Source organism: Hydrogenophaga sp. NH-16, assembly GCF_004006415.1.
Taxonomy (GTDB): Bacteria; Pseudomonadota; Gammaproteobacteria; order Burkholderiales; family Burkholderiaceae_C; genus Hydrogenophaga; species Hydrogenophaga pseudoflava.
This window is the reverse complement of record NZ_CP029344.1, coordinates 4,382,197-4,404,659: the sequence shown is the minus strand read 5'-3', so window position 1 is coordinate 4,404,659 and position 22,463 is coordinate 4,382,197. Positions and strand designations below refer to the sequence as shown.

22 protein-coding genes are annotated in these 22,463 nt (G+C 65.9%); 12 read left to right on the top strand and 10 right to left on the bottom strand.

The genetic code is table 11. From position 1 onward, the window contains the following. Positions 1-38 precede the first annotated feature (38 nt). From DD542_RS21245 to DD542_RS21235, 3 genes are all read left to right on the top strand, one after another. On the top strand, positions 39-674 hold the full coding sequence (locus DD542_RS21245) for a GntR family transcriptional regulator (protein WP_127806985.1): 636 nt from the start codon (positions 39-41) through the stop codon (positions 672-674). A 16-nt stretch (positions 675-690) separates the two neighbouring features. Next, positions 691-1,581 (top strand): Dyp-type peroxidase, encoded by an 891-nt coding sequence (locus DD542_RS21240; protein ID WP_127806984.1) that lies wholly within the window; start codon positions 691-693, stop codon positions 1,579-1,581. Between the two features lie 111 nt (positions 1,582-1,692). Beyond that, positions 1,693-2,982 (top strand): FAD/NAD(P)-binding oxidoreductase, encoded by a 1,290-nt coding sequence (locus DD542_RS21235; RefSeq protein ID WP_127806983.1) that lies wholly within the window; start codon positions 1,693-1,695, stop codon positions 2,980-2,982. 15 nt (positions 2,983-2,997) lie between these two features. Here the strand turns inward: DD542_RS21235 and DD542_RS21230 are convergent, their stop codons facing one another. The 5 genes from DD542_RS21230 to phaC all read right to left on the bottom strand — a co-directional run bounded on the left by DD542_RS21230 (position 2,998) and on the right by phaC (position 8,216). Continuing rightward, a complete protein-coding gene (locus DD542_RS21230; protein WP_066151434.1) occupies positions 2,998-3,441 on the bottom strand; it encodes an FKBP-type peptidyl-prolyl cis-trans isomerase in 444 nt (147 codons plus the stop codon). Positions 3,442-3,454: 13 nt separating this feature from the next. Then, positions 3,455-4,480, bottom strand: coding sequence for a tRNA dihydrouridine(20/20a) synthase DusA (gene dusA / locus DD542_RS21225; protein ID WP_066151436.1), 1,026 nt, complete (start codon positions 4,478-4,480; stop codon positions 3,455-3,457). A gap of 71 nt (positions 4,481-4,551) precedes the next feature. After that, the gene (phbB, locus tag DD542_RS21220; RefSeq protein WP_079365675.1) at positions 4,552-5,289 is read right to left on the bottom strand and encodes an acetoacetyl-CoA reductase; all 738 of its coding nucleotides are present in this window, start codon (positions 5,287-5,289) and stop codon (positions 4,552-4,554) included. 47 nt (positions 5,290-5,336) lie between these two features. Next, complete coding sequence (locus DD542_RS21215) at positions 5,337-6,518, bottom strand: acetyl-CoA C-acetyltransferase (protein WP_127806982.1); 1,182 nt, start codon at positions 6,516-6,518, stop codon at positions 5,337-5,339. Positions 6,519-6,593: 75 nt separating this feature from the next. After that, positions 6,594-8,216 (bottom strand): class I poly(R)-hydroxyalkanoic acid synthase, encoded by a 1,623-nt coding sequence (gene phaC / locus DD542_RS21210; protein ID WP_241559821.1) that lies wholly within the window; start codon positions 8,214-8,216, stop codon positions 6,594-6,596. A 333-nt stretch (positions 8,217-8,549) separates the two neighbouring features. Here phaC and DD542_RS21205 point away from each other — a divergent pair, with 333 nt between their 5' ends. After that, complete coding sequence (locus tag DD542_RS21205) at positions 8,550-8,849, top strand: hypothetical protein (protein WP_127806980.1); 300 nt, start codon at positions 8,550-8,552, stop codon at positions 8,847-8,849. Here the strand turns inward: DD542_RS21205 and pgeF are convergent. The 4 genes from pgeF to DD542_RS21185 are packed head-to-tail and all read right to left on the bottom strand — an operon-like array spanning position 8,769 to position 12,683. After that, positions 8,769-9,554 carry a peptidoglycan editing factor PgeF gene (pgeF, locus tag DD542_RS21200; RefSeq protein ID WP_127806979.1) on the bottom strand — a complete coding sequence of 262 codons (786 nt, stop codon included), beginning with the start codon at positions 9,552-9,554 and terminating at the stop codon, positions 8,769-8,771. The two genes, DD542_RS21205 and pgeF, sit on opposite strands and share 81 nt — an antisense overlap. Continuing rightward, positions 9,554-10,195: a maleylacetoacetate isomerase gene (gene maiA, locus DD542_RS21195; protein ID WP_066151446.1), complete on the bottom strand. Its 642-nt coding sequence runs from the start codon at positions 10,193-10,195 to the stop codon at positions 9,554-9,556. The genes pgeF and maiA overlap by 1 nt, the downstream gene beginning before the upstream one ends. Positions 10,196-10,215: 20 nt before the next feature. Next, positions 10,216-11,112, bottom strand: a complete 897-nt coding sequence (locus tag DD542_RS21190) for a ribose-phosphate diphosphokinase (RefSeq protein WP_127806978.1) — start codon at positions 11,110-11,112, stop codon at positions 10,216-10,218. Continuing rightward, positions 11,112-12,683, bottom strand: coding sequence for a thymidine phosphorylase family protein (locus DD542_RS21185; RefSeq protein WP_127806977.1), 1,572 nt, complete (start codon positions 12,681-12,683; stop codon positions 11,112-11,114). The genes DD542_RS21190 and DD542_RS21185 overlap by 1 nt, the downstream gene beginning before the upstream one ends. Positions 12,684-12,766: 83 nt before the next feature. On the opposite strand from DD542_RS21185, the gene DD542_RS21180 reads away from it, so the two are divergent. From DD542_RS21180 to DD542_RS21160, 5 genes are all read left to right on the top strand, one after another. Further along, the gene (locus tag DD542_RS21180; RefSeq protein WP_127806976.1) at positions 12,767-14,152 is read left to right on the top strand and encodes an aromatic ring-hydroxylating dioxygenase subunit alpha; all 1,386 of its coding nucleotides are present in this window, start codon (positions 12,767-12,769) and stop codon (positions 14,150-14,152) included. Next, positions 14,149-15,627 carry a glutamine synthetase family protein gene (locus DD542_RS21175; protein WP_127806975.1) on the top strand — a complete coding sequence of 493 codons (1,479 nt, stop codon included), beginning with the start codon at positions 14,149-14,151 and terminating at the stop codon, positions 15,625-15,627. The genes DD542_RS21180 and DD542_RS21175 overlap by 4 nt, the downstream gene beginning before the upstream one ends. A 14-nt stretch (positions 15,628-15,641) precedes the next feature. Beyond that, positions 15,642-15,971, top strand: coding sequence for a 2Fe-2S iron-sulfur cluster-binding protein (locus DD542_RS21170; RefSeq protein ID WP_079365665.1), 330 nt, complete (start codon positions 15,642-15,644; stop codon positions 15,969-15,971). 30 nt (positions 15,972-16,001) lie between these two features. Beyond that, positions 16,002-16,697 (top strand): fumarylacetoacetate hydrolase family protein, encoded by a 696-nt coding sequence (locus tag DD542_RS21165; RefSeq protein WP_127806974.1) that lies wholly within the window; start codon positions 16,002-16,004, stop codon positions 16,695-16,697. An 84-nt stretch (positions 16,698-16,781) separates the two neighbouring features. Continuing rightward, positions 16,782-17,840, top strand: a complete 1,059-nt coding sequence (locus DD542_RS21160; protein WP_127806973.1) for a TRAP transporter substrate-binding protein — start codon at positions 16,782-16,784, stop codon at positions 17,838-17,840. A 245-nt stretch (positions 17,841-18,085) separates the two neighbouring features. Here DD542_RS21160 and DD542_RS21155 read toward each other — a convergent pair whose 3' ends face one another. Next, positions 18,086-18,565, bottom strand: coding sequence for a C40 family peptidase (locus DD542_RS21155; RefSeq protein WP_127807462.1), 480 nt, complete (start codon positions 18,563-18,565; stop codon positions 18,086-18,088). A gap of 351 nt (positions 18,566-18,916) precedes the next feature. Between DD542_RS21155 and DD542_RS21150 the strand changes: the two genes are divergently transcribed. From DD542_RS21150 to DD542_RS21140, 3 genes are all read left to right on the top strand, one after another. After that, a complete protein-coding gene (locus DD542_RS21150) occupies positions 18,917-19,708 on the top strand; it encodes a TetR/AcrR family transcriptional regulator (RefSeq protein WP_127806972.1) in 792 nt (263 codons plus the stop codon). Positions 19,709-19,780: 72 nt separating this feature from the next. Continuing rightward, complete coding sequence (locus DD542_RS21145; RefSeq protein WP_127806971.1) at positions 19,781-20,377, top strand: isochorismatase family protein; 597 nt, start codon at positions 19,781-19,783, stop codon at positions 20,375-20,377. A gap of 108 nt (positions 20,378-20,485) precedes the next feature. Then, positions 20,486-22,387: a propionate--CoA ligase gene (locus DD542_RS21140; protein WP_127806970.1), complete on the top strand. Its 1,902-nt coding sequence runs from the start codon at positions 20,486-20,488 to the stop codon at positions 22,385-22,387. Positions 22,388-22,463 lie beyond the last annotated feature (76 nt).

The following is a 22,463-nucleotide window of genomic DNA, read 5'->3' as shown; positions in this document are numbered from 1 at the left end:
GCTTACAATGCCGCCGCTGTCACCCGACCCATCCCTGCATGTCCGCCCTCTCCCTCGCCCCCCGCGCCCTGTACGAAGAAGTCGCCGAGTTGCTGCGCCAGCGCATCTTCAAGCGCGAACTTGAGCCCGGCAGCTGGATCGACGAACTCAAGCTGGCCGAGGAATACGGCATCAGCCGCACCCCGCTGCGCGAGGCGCTGAAGGTGTTGGCGGCCGAGGGCCTGGTGACCATGAAGGTGCGCCGCGGCGCCTACGTGACGGAAGTGTCAGAGAAAGACCTGGCCGACGTCTACCACCTGCTGTCGCTGCTCGAATCCGATGCCGCCGGCGTGGTGGCCGAACGCGCCACCGACGCCCAGCGCACCGAACTGCAGACCCTGCACGCCGAGCTGGAGGCCGCCATCACCAACCGCGACCGCTTCTTCGCCGTCAACGAGCAGTTCCACATGCGTCTGCTGGAGATGGCCGACAACCGCTGGCGCCAGCAAATGGTGGCCGATCTGCGCAAGGTCATGAAGCTCAACCGCCACAGCTCGCTGTTCAAGTCCGGCCGCATCGAGGAATCGCTGGCCGAGCACCGAGCGGTCATGGCCGCCCTGCTCGCGCGCGACGCCGACCTCACCCGACAGCGCATGCAAGAGCACTTCCGAAACGGGCTCGAAGCGGCGACCTGAGCCGATAATCCCGGGCATGCGCATTGCCCACCTCGCCCAACCCGGCATCCTCGAACCCATTCCCGCCCACGGGCGCTACCTCACCTGCCAGCTGCGGGTCGGCGTCGACCCGCGCGTGGTGCTCAAACGGCTGGCCAGCCGGGCCGATGGCCTGGCCACCGTGGTGGGCATCGGCGCCTCGCTGGTGCGCGAACTGGGCACCGAGGTGCCCGGCCTGAAAACCTTCTGCGGCATCGACGGTGCCCGCATCAAGCTGCCCGCAACTCCCACCGATCTGCTGGTCTGGCTGCGCGGCACCGACCGCGGCGACCTGCTGATCCGCAGCCGCCACTTGGAAACCCTGCTGGCCCCCGCCTTCGACGTGACCGGCATCACCGACGCCTTCAACCACAACCACGGCCGGGACCTCACGGGCTACGAGGACGGCACCGAGAACCCCCAGGGAGACGAGGCACTGGCCGTGGCCCTGTTGCCCGAAGAAGCAGGCGATCTGGCCGGCAGCAGTTTTGTGGCGGTGCAGCGCTGGCACCACCACATGAGCCGCTTCGAAGCCATGCCCAAGCACCAGCAGGACCACACCATCGGCCGCGAGCGCGAAAGCAACGAGGAGCTGGAAGACGCGCCCGAGTCGGCCCACGTCAAGCGCACCGCACAGGAGAGCTTCGACCCCGAGGCCTTCGTGCTGCGCCGCTCCATGCCCTGGGCGGAAGGCAACAACGGCGGCCTGGTGTTCGCCGCCTTCGGCCACTCCTTCGACGCTTTCGAAGCCCAGCTGCGGCGCATGTCGGGTGCCGAGGACGGCATCACCGATGCGCTGTTCAGCTTCTCGGAACCCCAGACTGGCGCCTATTTCTGGTGCCCGCCCGTCCGCGACGGGCTGATCGACCTGCGCGCGCTGGGCCTCTGACCGGCCATCGCCGGCCGGGTTTTCCCTCGGTCCGGGCTTGACTTTTCTCAAGTCATATACCCCCAGGGGCATACATGATCAGGTCTTCAAGATCCACCTCTGGAGACCCCCATGGCACGCATCGTCATTCTGGGCGCCGGCATCGGCGGCATGCCCATGGCCTACGAGATGAAGGCCCTCGCCCGCCCGGGCGACACCGTGACCGTCATCAGCGAAGCCCCCAAGTTCCACTTCGTGCCGTCCAACCCCTGGGTGGCCGTCGACTGGCGCCAGCGCAAGGACATTGAGGTGGACATCGCGCCGGCACTCAAGCGCAAGGGCATCGAATCCATCATCCAGCGCGCCAGGCGGGTCCACCCCGAAACCAACCAGGTCGAACTGGACGACGGCGGCCGGGTGGACTACGACTACCTGGTCATCGCCACTGGGCCCAAGCTGGCGTTCGACGAGATCGAAGGTCTGGGTCCGCACGGCGGTCACACGCAGTCGGTCTGCCACGTGAGCCACGCCGAAGCCAGCAAGCTCGCCTGGGACGAGTTCGTGAAGGCCCCCGGCCCCATCGTGGTGGGCGCGGTGCAGGGCGCATCCTGCTTCGGCCCCGCCTACGAGTTCGCGATGATCATGGACACCGACCTGCGCCGCCGCAAGATCCGCGACAAGGTGCCCATGACCTTCGTGACCTCCGAGCCCTACATCGGCCACCTCGGTCTGGGCGGTGTGGGCGACTCCAAGGGCATGCTCGAATCGGCCTTCCGCCAGCGCCACATCAAGTGGATCTGCAACGCCAAGACCACCAAGGTGGAAGCGGGCCAGATGTTCGTGACCGAACACAACGACCAGGGCCAGCCCATCAAGGAGCATGTGCTGCCCTTCCAGCACAGCATGATGCTGCCCGCCTTCAAGGGCGTGGACGCGGTGTTCGGCATCGAGGGGCTGACCAACCCGCGCGGCTTCATCACCATCGACGAGCACCAGCGCAACCCGAAATTCCGGAACATATTCAGCGTCGGTGTCTGCGTGGCCATCCCGCCGGTGGAAGCCACGCCCATCCCTTGCGGCACGCCCAAGACCGGCTACATGATCGAGTCGATGGTCACGGCCACCGCGCACAACATCCGCGAACTGCTGGACGGCCAGGAGCCAACCCACAAGGCCACCTGGAACACCGTCTGTCTGGCCGACTTCGGTCACACCGGCGCCGCCTTCGTGGCCCTGCCACAGATCCCGCCGCGCAACGTGAGCTGGTTCAGCGAGGGCAAATGGGTTCACCTGGCCAAGGTGGCCTTCGAGAAGTACTTCATGCGCAAGATGGAGAAAGGCACGTCCGAGCCGATCTACGAGAAGATCATCATGGACTTCATCGGCATCACCAAACTCAAGGCCAAGCTCACCGGCAAGTGAGCCTGGCGGCCGGCCTCACTTGCCGGCGATGCCCAGCAGTTCCACTTCGAACAGCAGCGTGGCATTGGGCGGGATCACGCCGCCCGCACCACGCTCGCCGTAGGCGATCTGGCTCGGGCAGGTGAGCTTGGCCTTGCCGCCCACCTTCATGCGCTGCACGCCTTCGGTCCAGCAGGGAATCACGCGGCCCAGCGGAAACTCGATCGGCGTGCCGCGCGCGTAGGAGCTGTCGAACTCCTTGCCATCGGGGAAGGTGCCCTTGTAGTGCACCTTGACCGTGTCGGCCGCCGTGGGGCTGGTGCCGCTGCCGTCCTTGAGCGAACGGTAGACCAGGCCGGTCTTGGTGACCACGGCGCCGGCTTCCTTGGCAGCGGCTTCGGTGACGGCGTTCTGGGCCGAGGCGTTCAGGGACAGCAGGCCGGCAGACAGTGCGACGGCGCAGATCAGCAAACGGGACATGGCGGGTGTTCTTTCAGTGGGTGGAGACAGAGGGTTCGAACGGAGTTTCGTCGCGCGGCGCGCCGACATGGGCCTGGGCCATTGCCCAGACCTCGCGCGGCGGCAGGGGTTTGAGGCGGTGGTCGCTCCAGACCTGGCGCCACTTGCGCGCGCCGTGCAGGCCGTGGCGCAGACCGAGCATGTGGCTGGCGATCGAATACCAGTTCACGCCGTCCTGTGCGTGGGCGCGTTCCATGTAATCGATCATGGCCAGCTCGACCGCTTCGCGGGTCGGCACCGGACGTGAGGCATCGCCATAGAAGCGCTCGTCCCAGCCCGCCATCAGCCAGGGGTTGTGGTACGCCTCGCGGCCGACCATGACACCGTCGACATGTTCAAGGTGCGTGGCGATCTGGTCGTCGGTCGTGATGCCGCCGTTGACCGAAATGGTCAGCCCGGGGAAGTCCTGCTTCAGCCGGTAGGCCAGCTCGTAGCGCAGCGGCGGAATCTCGCGGTTTTCCTTGGGCGACAGGCCCTTGAGCCAGGCGTTACGGGCATGGACCAGAAAGACCTGGCAACCGCCCTCGGCCACCGTGCCGACGAAGTCGCGCACGAAGTCGTAGCTCTCGACCTTGTCGATGCCGATGCGGTGCTTGACCGTCACCGGCACGTCCACTACATCGACCATCGCCTTCACGCAGTCGCGCACCAGCGCGGCCTCGCCCATCAGACAGGCTCCGAAGGCGCCGCGCAGCACGCGCTCGCTCGGGCAGCCACAGTTGAGGTTGATCTCGTCGTAGCCGCGGTCCTGCCCCAGCTTCGCGCACACCGCCAGATCGGCCGGTTCGCTGCCACCGAGCTGCAGCGCCACCGGATGCTCCTCTTCATTGAAGAACAGATGCTGGGCGGCATTGCCGTGGATCAGCGCCCCCGTGGTCACCATCTCGGTGTACAGCAGGGTGTGGCGGGTGAGCAGGCGGTGGAAGTATCGGCAGTGGCGGTCGGTCCAGCCCATCATGGGTGCGACCGACAGGCGCCAGGGAGAAACGGAAGCAGACATGGGGCCGGATTATCCCTGTGGGCAACAAAAAACCCGCCGAAGCGGGTTTCATGTTTGTGCCATGGGCACCATCACCCCATATGGAGACCACCATTGACCGAGAAGTCCGCGCCGGTGGCGTAACCGCCCTCTTCGCTGGCCAGCCAGGCGATGATGGACGCGATTTCCGACGGCTCGCCCAGGCGCTTGACCGGCACCGTGGCGACGATCTTCTCCAGCACGTCGGGGCGGATGGCCTTGACCATGTCGGTGCCGATGTAGCCCGGGCTCACGGTGTTGACCGTCACACCCTTGGTCGCCAGCTCCTGCGCCAGCGCCATCGAGAAGCCGTGCATGCCGGCCTTGGCGGCCGAGTAGTTGGTCTGACCAGCCTGGCCCTTCTCACCGTTGACCGACGAGATGTTGATGATGCGGCCCCAGCCCTTTTCCACCATGTCCGGCACGACCTGCTTGGTCACGTTGAACATGGAGTCGAGGTTGGTGTTCATCACCGCGTCCCAGTCCTCCTTGGACATCTTCAGGAACATGCGGTCCTTGGTGATGCCGGCGTTGTTGACCAGCACGTCGATGCTGCCGTGTTCGGCCTTGGCCTTGGTGAAGGCCTCGACGGTGGAATCCCAGTCACCCACGTTGCCGACCGAGGCGTAGAAGGTGTAGCCCAGCGCCTTCTGCTCGTCCAGCCACTTGTTGTAGTCGCGGGTGGGGCCGCAGCCGGCGATGACCTTGAAGCCGTCCTTGTGCAGGCGCTGGCAGATTGCGGTACCGATGCCCCCCATGCCGCCGGTGACGTATGCGACTTTTTGACTCATGTGTGTGCTCCTCTAGGTGGTGCCGTGTGGCGAAAAAGTAGTGGGTATCAGGCGCGTTCAACAGCAAGGGAAACGCCCATGCCGCCGCCGATGCACAGCGCGGCCAGTCCCTTTTTGGCGCCGCTGCGCTGCATCTCGTGCAGCAGCGTCACCAGGATGCGGCAGCCGGACGCACCGATGGGGTGGCCGATCGCGATGGCACCACCGTTGACGTTGACCTTGGCCGGATCGATGTCCAGCGCCTTGTTGACCGCGCAGGCCTGGGCGGCAAAGGCCTCGTTGAGTTCGAACAGGTCCACGTCGGACGCCTTCCAGCCGGCGCGGGCCAGGGCCTTTTGCGAAGCCGGCACCGGTCCCATGCCCATGGTGGCGGGGTCCAGGCCGCTGGTGCCGAAGGCGGCGATGCGCGCCAGCGGCGTCAGGCCCAGGGCGGCGGCCTTTTTGGCGCTCATCACCATCACGGCGGCGGCGCCGTCGTTGATGCCGGAGGCGTTGCCAGCGGTCACCGAGCCCGCCTTGTCGAAGGCAGGGCGCAGACCGGCCAGCGCTTCGGCGTTGGTCTTCTTGTTGATGAACTCGTCGCTGTTGAACACCAGCGGATCGCCCTTGCGCTGCGGGATCAGCACGTCAACGATCTCATCCTTGAACTTGCCGGCGTCCTGCGCGGCGGACGCTTTCTGCTGGCTGCCCAGCGCCAGGGCGTCCTGCATCTCGCGGGTGATGCCGTGGGCCTTGGCCACGTTTTCGGCGGTGATGCCCATGTGGTACTGGTTGTAGACGTCCCACAGGCCGTCGACGATCATGGTGTCGACCATCTTCCAGTCGCCCATGCGCTGGCCGTCGCGGCTGCCATTGAGCACGTGCGGGCTGGCACTCATGTTTTCCTGACCACCGGCGATCACGATCTCGCTGTCGCCCCAGGCCACGGCCTGAGCGGCCAGCATCACGGCCTTCAGGCCCGAGCCGCAGACGGCGTTGATGGTCAGCGCCGGCGTTTCCCTGGCCAGACCGGCCTTCATCATGGCTTGGCGGGCTGGGTTCTGGCCACAGCCAGCGGCCAGCACCTGGCCCATGATGACTTCGCCGATGACATCGGTGGGCAGACCAGTGCGTGCCAGCAGCCCCTTGATGACGATGCTGCCGAGCTCGGTGGCCGGCGTCTTGGCCAGCGATCCGCCGAACTTGCCGACGGCGGTGCGGGCGGCGGAAACGATGACGATGTCTTCCATGTGGTTCTCCTTGAAGGGTGGGTGCAGCAAAGTTGGGGGTTTGCGTTCAGCCATGAACGCAAACGGTCAGGACGTTCAGGCCTTGGCCTTCACATAGCGGCCAGGCGCCGGCTCGATGGCCGCATACGCCTTGCCTCTGCCATAGGTCTTGGGCGCAGCAATTTGCTTGCCAGCCAGGGGTTTGAGCCAGGCGGCCCAGTCGGTCCACCAGCTGCCCTTGTGTTCGGTGGCGCCGTCGATCCACTCGTTCACGTCGGCCGGGAACTGGCCAGCCGGTCCGGTCCAGTGGCTGCGTTTGCCGGCGGCGGGCGGGTTGATCACACCGGCGATGTGACCCGAAGCACCCATGACGAAGCGCTTCTTGCCGGGGAACACCTGGGTGCTGGCATAGGCGCCACCGATCGGAACGATGTGGTCCTCGCGCGAGCCGTAGATGTAGACCGGCAGCTTGACCTTGCGGAAGTCCACCTTCTGCCCGCAGACCGTGGTCTTGCCGGGCTTGACGAGGTTGTTCTCCAGGTACATGTTGCGCAGGTACCAGGCGTAGTACGGGCCGGGCAGGTTGGTCGCGTCGGAGTTCCAGTACAGCAAATCGAACGGCGGCGGCGACTCGCCCTTGAGGTAGTTGCCGACGACGTAGTTCCAGACCAGGTCGTTCGGTCGCAGGAAGCTGAACGTGGTGGCCAGGTCGCGGCCCGGCATCAGCCCACCCTGGGCAAACTGCATCTCGCGCATCTTGACGAACGGCTCGTCGATGAACACGTCCAGGATGCCCGTGTCGGTGAAGTCCACCAGTGTGGTCAGGAAGGTGGCGCTGTGCACCCGCTCCTCGCCGCGCGCAGCCAGAACGGCCAGCGCATTGCTCAGCATGGTGCCGCCCACACAGAAGCCCAAGGCATTGATCTGCTCGGCGCCGGTGATGTCCTGCGTGGTGGTGATCGCCTTGATGACGGCGTCTTCGATGTAGTCGTCCCAGGTCTTGTGGCCGAGCGAGGCGTCCGGGTTGCGCCAGCTCACCACGAAGGTGCGGTTGCCCTGCTCGACGCAGTAGCGGATGAATGAGTTGGTCGGCTGCAGGTCGAGGATGTAGAACTTGTTGATGCAGGGTGGCACCAGCAGGAACGGACGCTCGTAGACCTTGGCCGTCAGCGGCTTGTATTCGATGAGCTGAAACAGCTCGTTCTCGAACACAACGGCGCCTTCGGTGGTGGCGACGTTCTTGCCCACCTCGAACACGCTCTCGTCGGTCATCGACACGTGGCCCTGCTTGATGTCGTGCAGCAGGTTGGCCACGCCCTTGGCAATGCTCTCGCCCTGGGTCTCGATGGCCTTCTTCTGCGCCTCGGCGTTGAAGGCCAGGAAGTTGCTCGGCGCGCTGGCGTCGATCCACTGCTGGACCGCAAAGCGCACCCGCGTGCGGGTCTTGGCATCGCCCTCCACTGCATCGGCCAGGGCCATCAGCGTGCGGGCGTTGAGCAGGTACACAGCTGCCGTGTAGGCAGCCACGGGGTTGCTGCCCCAGGATTCGTCTGCGAAGCGCCGGTCCCCTTTGGGCTGGACCGCCCCTCCCTGGTTCCACAGACCGGCCACGTCCTTGAGGTACTGGTTCTGGATCTCGAGCAGCTTGGCCGGATCAAAACGGACCTGGTGTCCGGTGGCCTGGGCCAGCAGATCACCCATGCCGGGCAACTGCCCCATCTGCGGCATCGGCATGCCAAACGGATGGGCCGCGCCGGTCTGCGGCATGAAGGCCTTGAAGGCTGCCAAGGGATCAGGGGAAGTGGTGGCGCCCTGCGCCGCCCCAGGAAAGGCCTGTGCGGCCTGGGTCCACTGCTGGATGAGCTGATTCTGGAACTGCTCAGCCGCCTGCAGCCAGTCGGGCTGCGGTGTCTTACCAGATGTCATGCAAGTCTCCGATGTTTGTCCTGCGGCTTATTATCAAGCCCTCATGGGCTTGAGGCCGGGTTTTCCCTAGTGTCGGTCTGCTCACTTCCAACAAACTGACAACAAACTTCCCGGTCGCAGGTCGCTATGTATCTGGTTGTGATCGCTTGGCTCTATGTGGTGCTGATGATGTCGGTGGCCGAAGCCACTGGCACCAACGGCTCTTTTCTTGGAGCCATTGTGACCTTTTTTCTTTACGGTTTAGTGCCGCTTTCATTGGTGGTTTACCTGATGCTCACGCCGCAACGGCGCAAGGGCATCCGGGAGCGCGAGGCGGCCGAGGAAGCACGGCGCCAACAGGCGGCTTCAGACCTTCCAGATGCTAGCGGCCATGCGGCCGGTGCTGCCGAGCCGGGCGGCGTCCCGGCGGTGGGAAAAGAACCGTGACGACTGGGTAACGGTGCACCAGGCATCGCCGCCGTCGTTGCCGAACACCTGGGTCACCCCCATCGCGCCCAGACGCAGGCGCGCCAGGGCCGGCAGGTCGGCCAGATACTTGCCTTCGGCGGGCAATGCCTCAAAACACCGCACGGCATCGTGGTCGACCGTCACGAACGCCTCGCGCACCTCTGCACCGACTTCGAAAGCCTTGGGACCAATACAAGGCCCCAGCCACACCAGCGGTGACGCCGTCGTTGCAGACAAGGCCCGCAAGGCCCGAAAAGTGGCCTCCAGAATGCCGTGGCCGTCCTGGCCCGCGAGTCCGCGCCAGCCGGCATGAGACGCGGCCACCGCCGATCCGTCGGGCAGGCACCAGAGCACCGGCAGGCAGTCGGCCACCATCACGGTACAGGCCACGCCAGCGTGTTCGGTCAGGCAGGCATCGGCCTCGGTGCCATCGGGGGTGGTGCCATGGAGCGCGGAGACCTCCACGCCATGGATCTGGGACAGGAAGACGGGGCGCGCTCCCATGGCTTCCCGCAGGCGATGGCGGTTGGTGGCCACCGCCGCCGGGTCGTCCCGCACGTGGTCACCGAGGTTGAAACTGTCGAAGGGCGGTGTCGAAACCCCACCGGCCCGCGTCGTGAACAGCGCGCGGATGCCTGCGGGCGCCGGCCAGTCGGGCACCAGCCATTCGGAAGGCCATTCCATCAGGGTTCGTTGTCCGGGCAGGCCGAAGGCTGGGCCTGCTGGAACGCGGGCAGCGCCATGCAGGCCTCGAACGCCGCCATGGTGCGCGGCAGACCGTCCATGGGCGTGTTGAAACGCTGTCCATTGAAGATCTGCGGCACCAGGCAGCAGTCGGCCAGGGTCGGCGTGTCGCCATAGCAGTAGCGGCCTGCGGGCAGTTGGTTCAGCTGGCGCTCGAAGGCCTCCAGACCGGTGCGCACCCAGTGGCGGTACCAGGTGTTCTTGGCTTCTTCATCGACCTTGAGCGTGCCCGCGAGGTACTTGAGCACACGCAGGTTGTTGATCGGGTGGATCTCGCAGGCGATCGACTGCGCCAGCGCGCGCACCCGGGCGCGACCGATGGCATCGCCGGGCACCAGTGCCGGCTCGGGATGGGTCTCGTCGAGGTACTCGATGATGGCCATGGACTGCGACAGGCGCGTGCCGTCGTCCAGCTCCAGCAGAGGCACCAGACCGTCGGCGGCGATGTCGGCGTACGCAGACTTTTTGTGTTCACCCTTGGCCAGGTGCACCGGCACATAGTCATAGGCAATGCCTTTGAGCGCCAGCGCGATGCGCACGCGGAAGGACGCAGAGGAGCGGAAGTAGTTGTAGAGCTTCATGGTGCAAGCATAAGGGGATGTCAGAGGCCGAGCAGCCGTGCGGCCACGGCCGGAACGATGCTCACGGCGTTGCTGGGATGAGGGATGCAGTCGGTGCTCCAGAGGCGGTCCACGCCTGCTTCCCGGATCAGCGCCACAGCGCCTTCGGCAAACAGCGCGTGCGTCACCGCCACGTCGACCGACGCCGCACCGGCCTCGCGCAGCAGCGCGGCCGCGCGCGCCAGCGTGTGGCCCGAACTGGCCACATCGTCCATCAGCACCACCGCCCTGCCCCGAACCGCCAGCGCGGGCAGCTCGATGTCGACCTCGCGGTCGCCGTGGCGGGTCTTGCGGCACACGCCGTGCTCCCAGCCGTGGCGCCGGGCCGCCTGCGCCACCCATTGCAGCGACTCCTCATCGGGCCCGATCAACAGCACATCGGCGGTGCACTGGGTGGCGATGTGGTCCGACAGCAGCGGCGCACCGTCGAGCACCATGGCGTCCCGCACGGGAATCGCCTCCTGCAGCGTGGCCACACGGTGCAGGTGCGGATCGACCGTGATCACCGCATCGAACAGGTCCGCCAGAAACGCCCCGACGATGCGCTGGCTCACCGCCTCGCCCGGGTTGAATGCGATGTCCTGCCGCATGTACGCCAGATAGGGTGCCACCAGGGTCAGGTGTTGCGCGCCGAGCGTTCGTGCCGCGTGGGCCACCAGCATCAGCTCCACCAGCTTTTCGTTGGGCTGGTGCAGGCCGCGCCAGACCACCACGCGCGGCGGCAGCACCGCGGGCAGACGCACCTTCACCTCGCCATCGGGGAAGCGGTGCCGCACCACGACCGCGAGCGCCAGGCCCGTCTGGTTGGCGCAGGCCTGCGCCACCGTGCGCTCGTCGTCGAAACACAGCAGCACGCCCGACAAAGGAACAGAAGACATCAGGACTCCACAAAAACCTGGGGAATCTGGGCGGCCGTGCCCAGCGAGATACCACAGTGCCGGTCGACCGCGTGGCGTGCGAAGTGCAGGTCGGAAGGGTAGTCGGCGTGGATGCGGTAGAGCACCTGGCCGGCACGCACCGTGTCTCCGAGCCGGCACATCAGGTCCACACCCGCGCCCTTGACCTTGGGCGCGCCGGCGAGTCGCGCGATCTGGGCGATCTGCAGGTTGTCGATGCCGATCACGACGCCGTCGGTGGCCGCGGGCACCTCCAGGGTCAGCGCCCCGAGCGCGGGATGGTGGTGGTCGAAACCGTGCGAGCCCTGCGCCGCGATGATGGCCTGCATGCGGCTGAGCGCCCGGCCCGACTCCAGGATGTCGCGCGCAATCGCATAGCCCTGCCCTCCGCGCACGTCCGGGCTGCATTCGATGAGGCGACCCGCCAGTCGCAGCGACTTCTGCCGCAGGTCGGCGGGCGCCTCGGGGTCGTTTTCGAGCACGCGCATCACGTCCCGCGCCTCCAGCGCCGGCCCGATGCCGCGGCCCACCGGCTGGCGGCCATCGGTGATGACCACATCCAGCGAGAGGTGTAGGCGCTGCGCCACGTACTCGAACAGGCGGCGCAGCTTCTGCGCCTCGGGCATGGAGCGCACCTTGGCGGTGGGCCCGATGGGAATGTCCAGCACCAAGTGCGTCGCACCCGCCGCCATCTTCTTGGACAGGATGGAGGCCACCATCTGCCCGGGCGAATCGAGCGCCAGCGGCCGCTCGACCGAGATCAGCACATCGTCGGCGGGCGACAGGTCGGCCGTGCCGCCCCAGGCCAGACAGCCCCGGTGGTCGCGCACGATGTCGGTCAGCCGGTCGAATGGCAGCTCCACGTTGGCCAGCACCTCCATGGTGTCGGCCGTACCGGCCGGCGAGGTGATGGCGCGCGAGGAGGTCTTGGGAAAAACCAGGCCGTAGGCCGCGACAATAGGCACCACCAACATCGAGGTACGGTTGCCCGGAATGCCGCCGATGCAGTGCTTGTCCACCACCAGCGGCTCGCGCCAGTCCAGCCGCCGGCCACTGGACACCATGGCCTCGGTCAGGAACGAGACCTCCTCCCGGTCCAGCTCGCTGCGGTTGCAGGCCACGACAAAAGCGGTGAGCTCGATCTTGGAATAGCGGTGGCTGGCGATGTCGCCGACGATGGCGTGGAAGTCGTCGCGGCTGAGCCGCTCGCCGTTGATCTTGCGGAACAGCGCCGGAATCGAGGCCGGAGGCTCGGCCTGCGTCACCGACGCCGGATGGCCCTCGGGCACCTCCAGCTGCGCAAATGCGTCCTCGGACACGCCGATCTGCTGGCAGCCCACCAGCGCAGGGTCATCGACCACGTTGAGCGTGGCCAGGATGCTGCGCCCGTTGGCGCGCACCTCGACCTTGGACAGGGCCTGGAAGCCCTCGGCCCGCACCACCGCGCAGTCCCGGTGCAGATAGGCCACGTTTTCGCGCCAGGTGTCAATCGCCACGCGGCGCAGCGTCAGCCCGGCGCCTGCGCCGGGAGTGGTTGTCTCTGGTGTCTCCATGGCTCCACGATACACCGCCCCGGGCCGCTTGCAGGCGACAGAAATCGGTTAATGTTTTGCCACCCCATGCAGGAGACACGCCCATGAAAGCAGAACAGAACCAGCGCCTGACCCAGGTCGGCCCCGGCACCCCCGGTGGCGAACTGTTGCGTCGCTACTGGCAACCCGTGGCCATGCTGGACGAGTTCGATCCTGCGCTGGACCCTCCGATGGCGGTCCGCCCGGTCAAGGCGGTGCGGCTGCTGGGTCAGGACTTCGTGCTGTTCAAGGACGCCCAGGGGCGCTTCGGCATGCTGGACCGCGACTGCCCGCACCGCGGTGCCGACCTGGCCTATGGCCGCAACGAGGGCGATGGCCTGCGCTGCCCCTTCCATGGCTGGAAGTTCGACGTGAGCGGCCAGTGCACCGAAACCCCGGCGGAACCTGCCGGCAGCACGCTCTGCCAGCGCATCCGCCAGCGCAGCTACCCGCTGGTCGAAAAGGCGGGCGCATTGTTTGCCTGGCTCGGCCCGGAGGGTCAGACGCCACCGCCCTTCCCTGCGCTGGACTGCTTCGTCGCCCCTGCTTCGCACAGCTTCGTATTCAAGGGCCTGTGGCACTGCAACTGGCTGCAGGCGTTCGAGGTCGGCATCGACCCGGCCCACGCCTCCTACCTGCACCGCTTCTTCAACGATGCCCCGCTGGAAGGCAGCTACGGCAAGCAGTTCCGCGGCGCCAGCGCGGGCGACATCGGTGGCGAACGCTGGCCGATGACACGCGTCATGCGCGAGTTCGACCAGCCCGAGATTTCGTTCACCCAGCAGCCCTGGGGCTTGCAGCTCACCGCGCTGCGCCGGCTGAATGAGGCGCTGACCCATGTGCGGGTGACCAACGACGTGTTCCCGCAAACCTTCGTGATCCCGCTGTCGGAGACCATGACGATCACGCAGATGCATGTGCCGGTGGACGACACCCGCAACTACTGGTACGCCTTCTTCACCAGCTTCGACGCACCGGTGGACAAGACCACCATGCGCCAGCAGCGGCTGAAAGCAGTGACGCTGCCCGACTACATCCCCAAGGCCGGGCGCTGGAACCAGTGGGGCTTCAACCCCGAGGAGCAAATGACCCGCACCTTCCTGGGCATGGGCGAGGACGACATCAACGTGCACGACCAGTGGGCCTGCGAGAGCATGGGCCCGATCCAGGACCGCACGCGCGAACACCTGGGCACCACCGACAAGGTCATCATGGCCCACCGCCGCCTGCTGCTGCAGGCCATGGACACCGTGGCGCAGGGCGGTACGGCGCCAGGCATCGGCGATGCGGCACAGGCTGCTGGCATCACCGGACCCGACACGGTCGACGGCATCGCACCGGCCCAGGGCTGGCAGGACTGGTGGCAACGCGCGGTGCGCGACAAGCGCGAGGGTGCGCCGTGGTCAAGCGCCACCGAACCGGCACAGACGCTGCTGGCGGCTGCCAAATGACGTCGTTCGCCGAACGCTGCGGCCTGCACGACACCCACCGGGAGGCGGCCTGCCTGCGCGCCGCCGAGCTGATCGAGTCCAGCGGCGTCCAGCGCGTGCGCATGGGCTGGTGCGATGTGCACGGACAGTTGCGCGGCAAGACCCTGATGGCACACGCCGCGGTCAAGGCCTTGCGCGACGGCGTCGGCATGGTCGGCACCATGATGCTCAAGGACACCTCGGACCACACCGCCTGGAAGGTGTTCGAGGCCGGGGGCACCGAAGGCCTGACCGGGTTCGCCGGCGCCTCCAACCTGATGCTGCTGCCCGACCCCGAGAGCTTCACCCTGCTGCCCTGGAGCGCGGGCACGGGCTGGTTGCGCTGCCAGCCCTGGCACAGCAACGGAACGCCGGTGGCGCTGGACAGCCGGCACGTGCTGGAGCAGGCGCTGTCCAGGCTCGCGATGGCGGGCTTCGGCTTCAAGACCGGCCTGGAGGTCGAATTTCACATCTACCGCATCACCGACGAAGCACCTCAGCTCAACCCCGAACTCACAGGCTGGCCGGGATTGCCGCCAGCGGTGCAGATGATCCATCCCGGCTACAACCTGCAGGCCGAGGCCATGATGGACATGGCAGACGAGCCGCTGAGCATCGTGATGCAGACCGCCCAGGCGCTGGGCCTGCCACTGCAGTCGCTGGAGATTGAGCTGGGCCCGAGCCAGGTGGAGGCGGTGTTCGACGCCACCGATGCGCTGACCGCCGCCGACCAGATGGTGCTGTTCCGCAACGGCGTGCGGCAGGCGCTGCGCCGCGCCGGCTACCTGGCCACCTTCATGTGCCGCCCGCCCTTCCCCAACATCATGTCCAGCGGCTGGCACCTGCACCAGTCACTGGTTGAACGCGATGGCGGCCGCAACGGCTGTGCGCGCGCCGCTCCCGCCGAGGACAGCACGGTGCGCGACGCCCGCCACACCCTCTCGGACGCCGGTGCCCACTGGCTGGCCGGCCTGCTGGCGCATGCGCCGGGCATGACCGCGCTGTGTACCCCCACCATCAACGGCTTCGGCCGCTTCCGGCCCAACGCCCTGGCGCCGCAGCACATCATCTGGGGCCAGGACAACCGAGGCGCGATGTTGCGCGTGGTGGGCGCCGCGGGCGACCCCGCCACCCGGATTGAAAACCGCATCGGCGAGCCCGCGGCCAATCCCTACCTCTACATGGCGTCCCAAATCCATGCCGGCCTGGACGGCCTGCTGCGCGGCCTGGAACCTCCGCCCGCCACCGACAATCCCTATGCCACCGGCCACGCTCGCCTGCCGGACAACCTGGGCGATGCCCTGGCCGCCCTGCGGGGCGACGAGGCACTGATGAACGGACTGGGCGCTGCGGTGGTCGAACACTTTTGCCGCATCAAGCAGTCTGAAATCAACCGCCACGCCGACGCCCAGGACAAGGCAGACTTTGAACGGCGCGAATACTTCAGCCGCTACTGATTCACTTCTTTCACATGAGCACCATCCACATCCGTTTCGTCCACGCCGACCAGACCGAAGAAACCATCACCGCCGCCACCGGCCAGAGCCTGATGAAGGCCGCTGTCGACGCCGATATCCATGGCATCGAGGCCGATTGCGGCGGCGTTCTCACCTGCGCCACCTGCCACGTCATGATCGACAGCCCCTGGGCCGAGAAGCTGCCCAAGCCGGTGGCCGACGAAACCGACATGCTCGATTTCGCGGCCAGTCCGGTCGAGGCCGGCAGCCGGCTGAGCTGCCAGGTTCGGCTGACACCCGAGCTCGATGGGCTGGTGGTCCGCCTGCCCGCCTCGCAACACTGACCCACCTCCCCGAGTCCTGAAAGGTCACCGATGAGCTACACCTTCGCCCCGCCCGCCGTCGTCTCCGTGCCCGTGGTGGGGCGCGCCGAACGCTTTCCCGTCCACCGCATCTACTGCGTGGGCCGCAACTACGAAGAACACGCCAAGGAAATGGGCTTCACCGGCCGCGAGCCGCCTTTCTTCTTCCTCAAACCTGCCGACGCCATCGTGGTGGCCGAGGCCGGACAGACCGCCACCATTCCCTACCCGTCGCTCACCGGCAACCTGCACCACGAGATCGAGCTGGTCGTCGCCATCGGCCGGGGTGGACGGAACATCAAGGCAGTCGATGCCGCCAGCCACATCTACGGCTACGCCGTGGGGCTGGACATGACCCGCAGGGATCTCCAGAACGACATGAAAAAACAGGGCCGCCCCTGGTGCATCGGCAAGGCCTTCGACCAGTCGGCGCCCATCGGCCCCATCACACCCGCCGCTGAAGCCGGCGACATCGCCAACGCCGCGATCTGGGTCCAGGTGAACGGCACCGACCGTCAGCGCAGCAATGTCTCGAAGCTCATCTGGAACATCGCCGAAACCATCGAGCACCTGTCGGCGGCCTGGGAACTGCAACCCGGCGACCTCATCTACACCGGCACACCCGAAGGCGTGGCTGCGGTGGTCAGCGGCGACACCATGAGCGGTGGTGTCGACGGACTCACCAGCATTGCTGTGCACGTGGGGTGACCCGGCAAGGGTAAACCCCCAGAGGCCGCTCCCTAGAATGGAACGCCTCTGATCCGCTGTTCCCCTAACTACAGGAGCCATCACATGATCCAGCGCAGAACCCTGCTCCAGTCCGGTGCCGCCGTTGCCTTCGGTGCCCCCGCCCTCGTCGGCCTTGCCCAGCAAAGCGTGACCCTCAAGTTCCACACTTTCATGGCGCCGCAATCCAACGTGTGGCTGAACATGCACAAGGCCTGGATGGACAAAGTCACCAAGGACTCCGAAGGTCGCATCAAGTTCGAGGCCTATCCCGCCATGCAATTGGGCGGCTCGCCCGTGCAGCTGTACGACCAGGCCAAGGACGGTGTGGTCGACATCGTGTGGACCCTGCCGGGCAACACCCCGGGCCGTTTCCCACGCATCGAGGTGTTCGAACTGCCGTTCATGATGAACAACGCCGAAGCGACCTCTCGCGCCTACTGGGAATACGTGCAGACCGCGGCCACGGACGAGTTCAAGGAAGTTCACCCGATCGCGCTGCAGGTGCACGGCCCCGGCATGTTCCACATGCGCGACAAACTGGTGAAGACCGCGGCCGACCTGCAAGGCTCCAAGGTGCGCGGCCCCACCCGGCAGATCACCAAGATGCTGGGCTACCTGGGCGCCACACCGGTCGGCATGCCGCTGCCGCAGATCCCTGACGCACTGTCCAAGGGCGTGATCAACGGCTGCGTGATTCCCTGGGAAGTGGTTCCCTCGGTCAAGGTGCACGAGCTCACCAAGTTCCACAGCGAATTTGACCCTGCTGGCGGCGCGTTGTACACCACCACCTTCATCATGGCGATGAACAAGGCCAAGTACGCCTCGCTGCCGCCCGACCTCAAGGCCATCATCGACAAGAACTCGGGCATCGAAACCTCGGGCTGGCTGGGCAAGGTGCAGCAGGGCGGGGATGTTCCCGGTCGCGAGGCGGCGGTCAAGCAGGGCAACACCATCCACACCATCCCTGCGACCGAAGCCCAGGAGTTCAAGCGCAAGGCGCGACTGGTCGAGGTCGAGTGGATGCAGGACATGGACAAGCGCGGTTTCAACGGCAAGCAACTGCTGGACACCGCCAAGGCGCTGATCGAGAAGCACGGTAAGGTCACCACGAAGAAGGCCTGACAGCCGTCGGCTTCACAAGGGCTCCCAAGCAGTCCGTGTCAGAACACTAACAAGACGCTGAAGAGCTGTGCACAATGCCTCGCAACGTGAGTTGCGGGGCATTGCTTTCTGAAGCAAAAAACGCCTTGGGTTGCACCAAGGCGTCTCTTGTGTGCCCCCGCTCATCCGTTTTGACACGGACTGCTTGCGGCGCCTTTTTGCTGACCTGTCCCCGCTGCGGGTGGCGCGTGATCAACCGCAACAGGTCAGGGACTGCCGACGTCCTGGCCGCTCAGTGGCACCCTGCGCGCGCCATTGAACCGTGTCCGCCAGTAAGCCACACGCATGTCTTCCACGCGCACGGCACCTCCGGCGCGAGGGGCGTGGATGAACTTGCCTTCGCCCAGGTAGATGCCCACATGGCTGAACGCACGTCTCATGGTGTTGAAGAAAACGAGGTCGCCGGGCTTGAGGTCGCTGCGGTCAATGACCTCCGTGGCAGCCGCCTGCTGGTCGGCCCGGCGGGGAAGGATCTTGCCGAAGGATTGTTCATAGACCGCCCGGACAAGGCCGCTGCAGTCAAAGCCGGTGTCCACGCTGTTGCCGCCGTAGCGGTAGGGCACGCCCAGGAACCCCATGGCGCGCACCACCAGATCGGATGCACGTTCTCCCATGTCGCTTCTGGCCTGCTGGAGCTGTGAGCCCAGCCGGGCCATCACTCCGCGTTCCTCCAGCACTCGCACCATCTCGTCGGGCTCCTGGTCGTTGGGGGCGGCCTGGCACAAGGCACATCCCAGAAGAAGAGCGGCGACACAGATAACACGCATCGGGGCAGCTTAAGCGAAGCACTGCTCCGAAGTCAAGCGAGGTTCTGTTGCCAATCCCTTTGATTCTGTTGAAGTTTTCGACGGTCAGGAACCGGGCGTTGTTGGCATTTGGATGGAATGACTCACTTGGTGTTCAACCAGAAAACCAAGGGGAGAACTGCTGGAATGGTTTTGTTCTAACAAATCACCAACAAACAGAAAATCTTGATTTAATTAAATGAACCGCGTTCATATAATCAAACAAGCACCAAGGAAATAGACAATCGAGTCATGTCAGTCAAATTCGATGCCATCACCCCGGTCCTGACGCCGGAACAGCTTCGCCAGCAACAGCAGCGCATGGCCGACCGACAGGCGCGGCAGCAGCGTTTTGGTGACGAGCGGCGGCAACAGCTGCTGGATGTGGCCTGGTCGCTGTGGCAGGAGGCCGGGGGGCAGGGCTTCAACATGCGGCAGCTGGCACAGCGTGCGGGCTACACCGCCGGTGCGCTTTACGCCTACTTCCCGGGGCGGGAGGCGATCCTGTCCGCGTTGCAGCAACGCGTCGTGCAGGAACTGGCCGACCTGGTGTCTGGCATCAGGGCGCCGCGCGGTGACCGCACAGTCCGGCCGCGCAGGGACGGCAGTCCGGTATCTTCTGCGCAGGCGGCGCTGGCGCGAACCTTGTTCATCGAGCGCTCGGTGGCCTGGTGGGCGTGGCTGGCGGGTGACGCCCAGCGGTTGGAGCTGGTCCTGCACGGCGGACACGGTGTGCAGGAGGCTGCTGGCGAGGCGGGTGTATCGGCGTCGGTGCTGCAGGGGCGCCTGGCGGACGCGCTGCAGCCCTGCCTGGAAACCCTCCAGACCTGCGGACTGACGCCGGATGCCGCCCAGCAGTTGCACGACGAGGTGCTGGCCTACGGGCTGGGACTGCTGGTGTTGCAGGGGCCTCAAAGGGGTGAGGGGCGGGCGCTGATGGAATCGCGGTTTGTGCAGAGCCTCCAGCAATGGATGGACCAGGCCCTGGCCGCTACGCAGCAGGACGCCGACGGGGCGGGGCAGGGTGACCTCTTCTCCATGTGATCGCGCTGCACCTGTTTGTCACAATCGCCCCTCGGTTCGTGCAGTCCGCACGAACAGTTTCAGGATTTTTTCATGCTGCTCGAAGCTTCCGACTCCCAACTTGTTCTGGTCGACTATCAAGAGCGCCTGATGGCGGCGCTGCCGGAACGTGAGCCTGTGCTGGCCAACGCGCGCCAGCTGGCCCAGGCGGCCCGTCGCCTGCGCGTGCCGGTGTGGGGAACCGAGCAGAACCCCGCCAAGCTGGGGCCCAACGACCCGGGCCTGCGCGACCTTTGCCAGCGCACGCTCGCCAAGATGCACTTCAGTGCCGTTCCCGATGGCCTGCTGGAATGTCTGCGCCCCGCGACCAAAGGTGGCAACGCCCGCAGCCTGCCCAAACATCTGCAGAAGCCGGCTGCAGCGGCCCATCCGCGGAACACCGTGGTCCTGGCCGGATGTGAGGCGCATGTCTGCCTGCTCCAGACGGCGCTGGATCTGGTGGAGGAGGAAATGGATGTGTGGGTGGTCACCGATGCCTGCGCCTCGCGCACCGAGCGCAACCGGGATGCGGCGTTCGACCGCCTGGCGGGCACGGGATGCGAGTTGGTGACCACCGAGATGGTGTTGTTCGAGTGGCTGCGTTCGGCCGACCACCCGGATTTCCGCGAGATTCACGCGCTGATCAAGTAAGTTCGGAAGGTGGCGGGCGAAGATGTCCTGCCATCGTCGTGTCAGACTCCAGAAAGTCTGGGATTCATAATTATGAATTCAGTTTGATCCACCACCCAGGAGACTTACATGGGCAACCCGCAGGGCTTCGAGGCCTTTCATCAGCGCTCGATCACCGACCGCGACGCTTTCTGGGCCGAGCAGGCGCAGCTGGTGGATTGGCACAGACCGTTTGACCGGGTTTGCAACTACGACAACCCGCCGTTCGCACGCTGGTTCGAGGGCGGTCTGACCAACCTCTGCCACAACGCGGTGGACCGCCACCTCAGGGACCGGCCGGACCAGAATGCACTGATCTTTGTCTCAACCGAAACCGACACCGAGAAGACCTACAGCTTCCGCGAGCTGCACACCGAGGTGCAGCGCATGGCCGCCATCCTGAAGGCGCAGGGCGTGAAGAAGGGTGACCGCGTCCTGATTTACATGCCGATGATTCCCGAGGCGGCGTTTGCCATGTTGGCTTGTGTGCGCATCGGTGCGATCCACTCGGTGGTGTTTGGCGGCTTCGCCAGCCACTCGCTGGCCAGCCGAATCGAGGACGCCTCGCCGGTGGCCATCGTGAGCGCGGACGCCGGCTCGCGCGGCGGCAAGGTGGTCGAGTACAAGCCGCTCCTGGACGAGGCCATCCGGCTGTCGTCGCACAAGCCGGGCAAGGTCGTGATGGTCAACCGGGGTCTTGCCGCATTCACGGCAGTGGAGGGGCGCGATGTCGACTATGCGACCGAGCGCGCCAAGGTGATGGATGTCGTCGTGCCCTGCGAATGGGTCGACGCCACGCACCCGAGCTACACCCTCTACACCAGTGGCACCACCGGCAAGCCCAAGGGCGTGCAGCGCGACACCGGCGGCTACGCCGTGGCCTTGGCCGCATCCATGAAGCACATCTACATGGGCGAGCCCGGCGAGACCTATTTCTCCACCAGCGACATCGGCTGGGTGGTCGGCCACAGCTACATCATCTACGGCCCGCTGATCGGTGGCATGGCGACCATCATGTACGAAGGTCTGCCGATCCGTCCGGACGCCGGTATCTGGTGGAGCCTGGTCGAGAAGTACAAGGTGTCGGTGATGTTCAGCGCACCGACGGCGGTGCGCGTGCTCAAAAAGTACGACTCCTCGTTCATCAAGAAGTACGACCTGTCTTCGCTCAAAGCGCTGTTCCTGGCCGGCGAGCCGCTGGACGAACCGACCGCCAAGTGGATCTCTGACGAGCTGGGCAAGCCCATCGTCGACAACTATTGGCAGACTGAGACCGGGTGGCCGATCCTGGCGATCTGCAACGGGGTGGAAAAGGCGCCGAGCAAGTTCGGCTCGCCTGGCAAGGCGGTTTACGGATACAACGTCAAGTTGCTGGACGACCAGACCGGCGAAGAGCTGCACGGTAGCGACGTCAAAGGCGTGGTCGCAGTCGAAGGCCCGCTGCCGCCCGGCTGCATGCAGACCATCTGGGGCGACGACGCGCGCTTCGTCAAGACCTACTGGTCCAGCGTACCGGGGCGGCAGGTCTACAGCACCTTTGACTGGGGCATCCGCGACAAGGACGGCTACTACTTCATCCTCGGGCGCACCGACGACGTGATCAACGTCGCTGGCCACCGCCTGGGTACCCGCGAAATCGAAGAGAGCATTTCCAGCCACCCAAAGATCGCCGAAGTGGCGGTGGTGGGGGTTGCTGACCAGCTCAAGGGCCAGGTGGCCATGGCGTTCGCCGTGCTCAAGGACACCGCGCTTCTGGGCGACGAGGCGGCACTGCTCAAGCTTGAGGGGGAGGTCATGAAGCTGGTGGACGAGCAGCTCGGGGCGGTGGCGCGCCCGGCCCGTGTGCGCTTCGTGGGTGTGCTGCCCAAGACCCGCAGCGGCAAGCTGCTGCGCCGCGCGATTCAGGCGGTATGCGAGGGGCGCGATCCGGGGGATCTCACCACCATGGATGACCCGGCGGCCCTGCAGCAGATCAGGGACATGCAGTCCTGAGAGCTGCGCGGCTGATCGACGGCGCCTGGGGGCGCCGTTTTTTTTGAACCCCCTGATGTATGAGGGCATTGGGTTT

Bases quoted from the DNA above. Each gene is read 5' to 3' on its own strand.
- DD542_RS21245 (WP_127806985.1), top strand. From the start codon at position 39: ATGTCCGCCCTCTCCCTCGCCCCCCGCGCCCTGTACGAAGAAGTCGCC.
- DD542_RS21240 (WP_127806984.1), top strand. From the start codon at position 691: ATGCGCATTGCCCACCTCGCCCAACCCGGCATCCTCGAACCCATTCCC.
- DD542_RS21235 (WP_127806983.1), top strand. From the start codon at position 1,693: ATGGCACGCATCGTCATTCTGGGCGCCGGCATCGGCGGCATGCCCATG.
- DD542_RS21230 (WP_066151434.1), bottom strand. From the start codon at position 3,441: ATGTCCCGTTTGCTGATCTGCGCCGTCGCACTGTCTGCCGGCCTGCTG.
- dusA (WP_066151436.1), bottom strand. From the start codon at position 4,480: ATGTCTGCTTCCGTTTCTCCCTGGCGCCTGTCGGTCGCACCCATGATG.
- phbB (WP_079365675.1), bottom strand. From the start codon at position 5,289: ATGAGTCAAAAAGTCGCATACGTCACCGGCGGCATGGGGGGCATCGGT.
- DD542_RS21215 (WP_127806982.1), bottom strand. From the start codon at position 6,518: ATGGAAGACATCGTCATCGTTTCCGCCGCCCGCACCGCCGTCGGCAAG.
- phaC (WP_241559821.1), bottom strand. From the start codon at position 8,216: ATGGGGCAGTTGCCCGGCATGGGTGATCTGCTGGCCCAGGCCACCGGA.
- DD542_RS21205 (WP_127806980.1), top strand. From the start codon at position 8,550: ATGTATCTGGTTGTGATCGCTTGGCTCTATGTGGTGCTGATGATGTCG.
- pgeF (WP_127806979.1), bottom strand. From the start codon at position 9,554: ATGGAATGGCCTTCCGAATGGCTGGTGCCCGACTGGCCGGCGCCCGCA.
- maiA (WP_066151446.1), bottom strand. From the start codon at position 10,195: ATGAAGCTCTACAACTACTTCCGCTCCTCTGCGTCCTTCCGCGTGCGC.
- DD542_RS21190 (WP_127806978.1), bottom strand. From the start codon at position 11,112: ATGTCTTCTGTTCCTTTGTCGGGCGTGCTGCTGTGTTTCGACGACGAG.
- DD542_RS21185 (WP_127806977.1), bottom strand. From the start codon at position 12,683: ATGGAGACACCAGAGACAACCACTCCCGGCGCAGGCGCCGGGCTGACG.
- DD542_RS21180 (WP_127806976.1), top strand. From the start codon at position 12,767: ATGAAAGCAGAACAGAACCAGCGCCTGACCCAGGTCGGCCCCGGCACC.
- DD542_RS21175 (WP_127806975.1), top strand. From the start codon at position 14,149: ATGACGTCGTTCGCCGAACGCTGCGGCCTGCACGACACCCACCGGGAG.
- DD542_RS21170 (WP_079365665.1), top strand. From the start codon at position 15,642: ATGAGCACCATCCACATCCGTTTCGTCCACGCCGACCAGACCGAAGAA.
- DD542_RS21165 (WP_127806974.1), top strand. From the start codon at position 16,002: ATGAGCTACACCTTCGCCCCGCCCGCCGTCGTCTCCGTGCCCGTGGTG.
- DD542_RS21160 (WP_127806973.1), top strand. From the start codon at position 16,782: ATGATCCAGCGCAGAACCCTGCTCCAGTCCGGTGCCGCCGTTGCCTTC.
- DD542_RS21155 (WP_127807462.1), bottom strand. From the start codon at position 18,565: ATGGTGCGAGTGCTGGAGGAACGCGGAGTGATGGCCCGGCTGGGCTCA.
- DD542_RS21150 (WP_127806972.1), top strand. From the start codon at position 18,917: ATGTCAGTCAAATTCGATGCCATCACCCCGGTCCTGACGCCGGAACAG.
- DD542_RS21145 (WP_127806971.1), top strand. From the start codon at position 19,781: ATGCTGCTCGAAGCTTCCGACTCCCAACTTGTTCTGGTCGACTATCAA.
- DD542_RS21140 (WP_127806970.1), top strand. From the start codon at position 20,486: ATGGGCAACCCGCAGGGCTTCGAGGCCTTTCATCAGCGCTCGATCACC.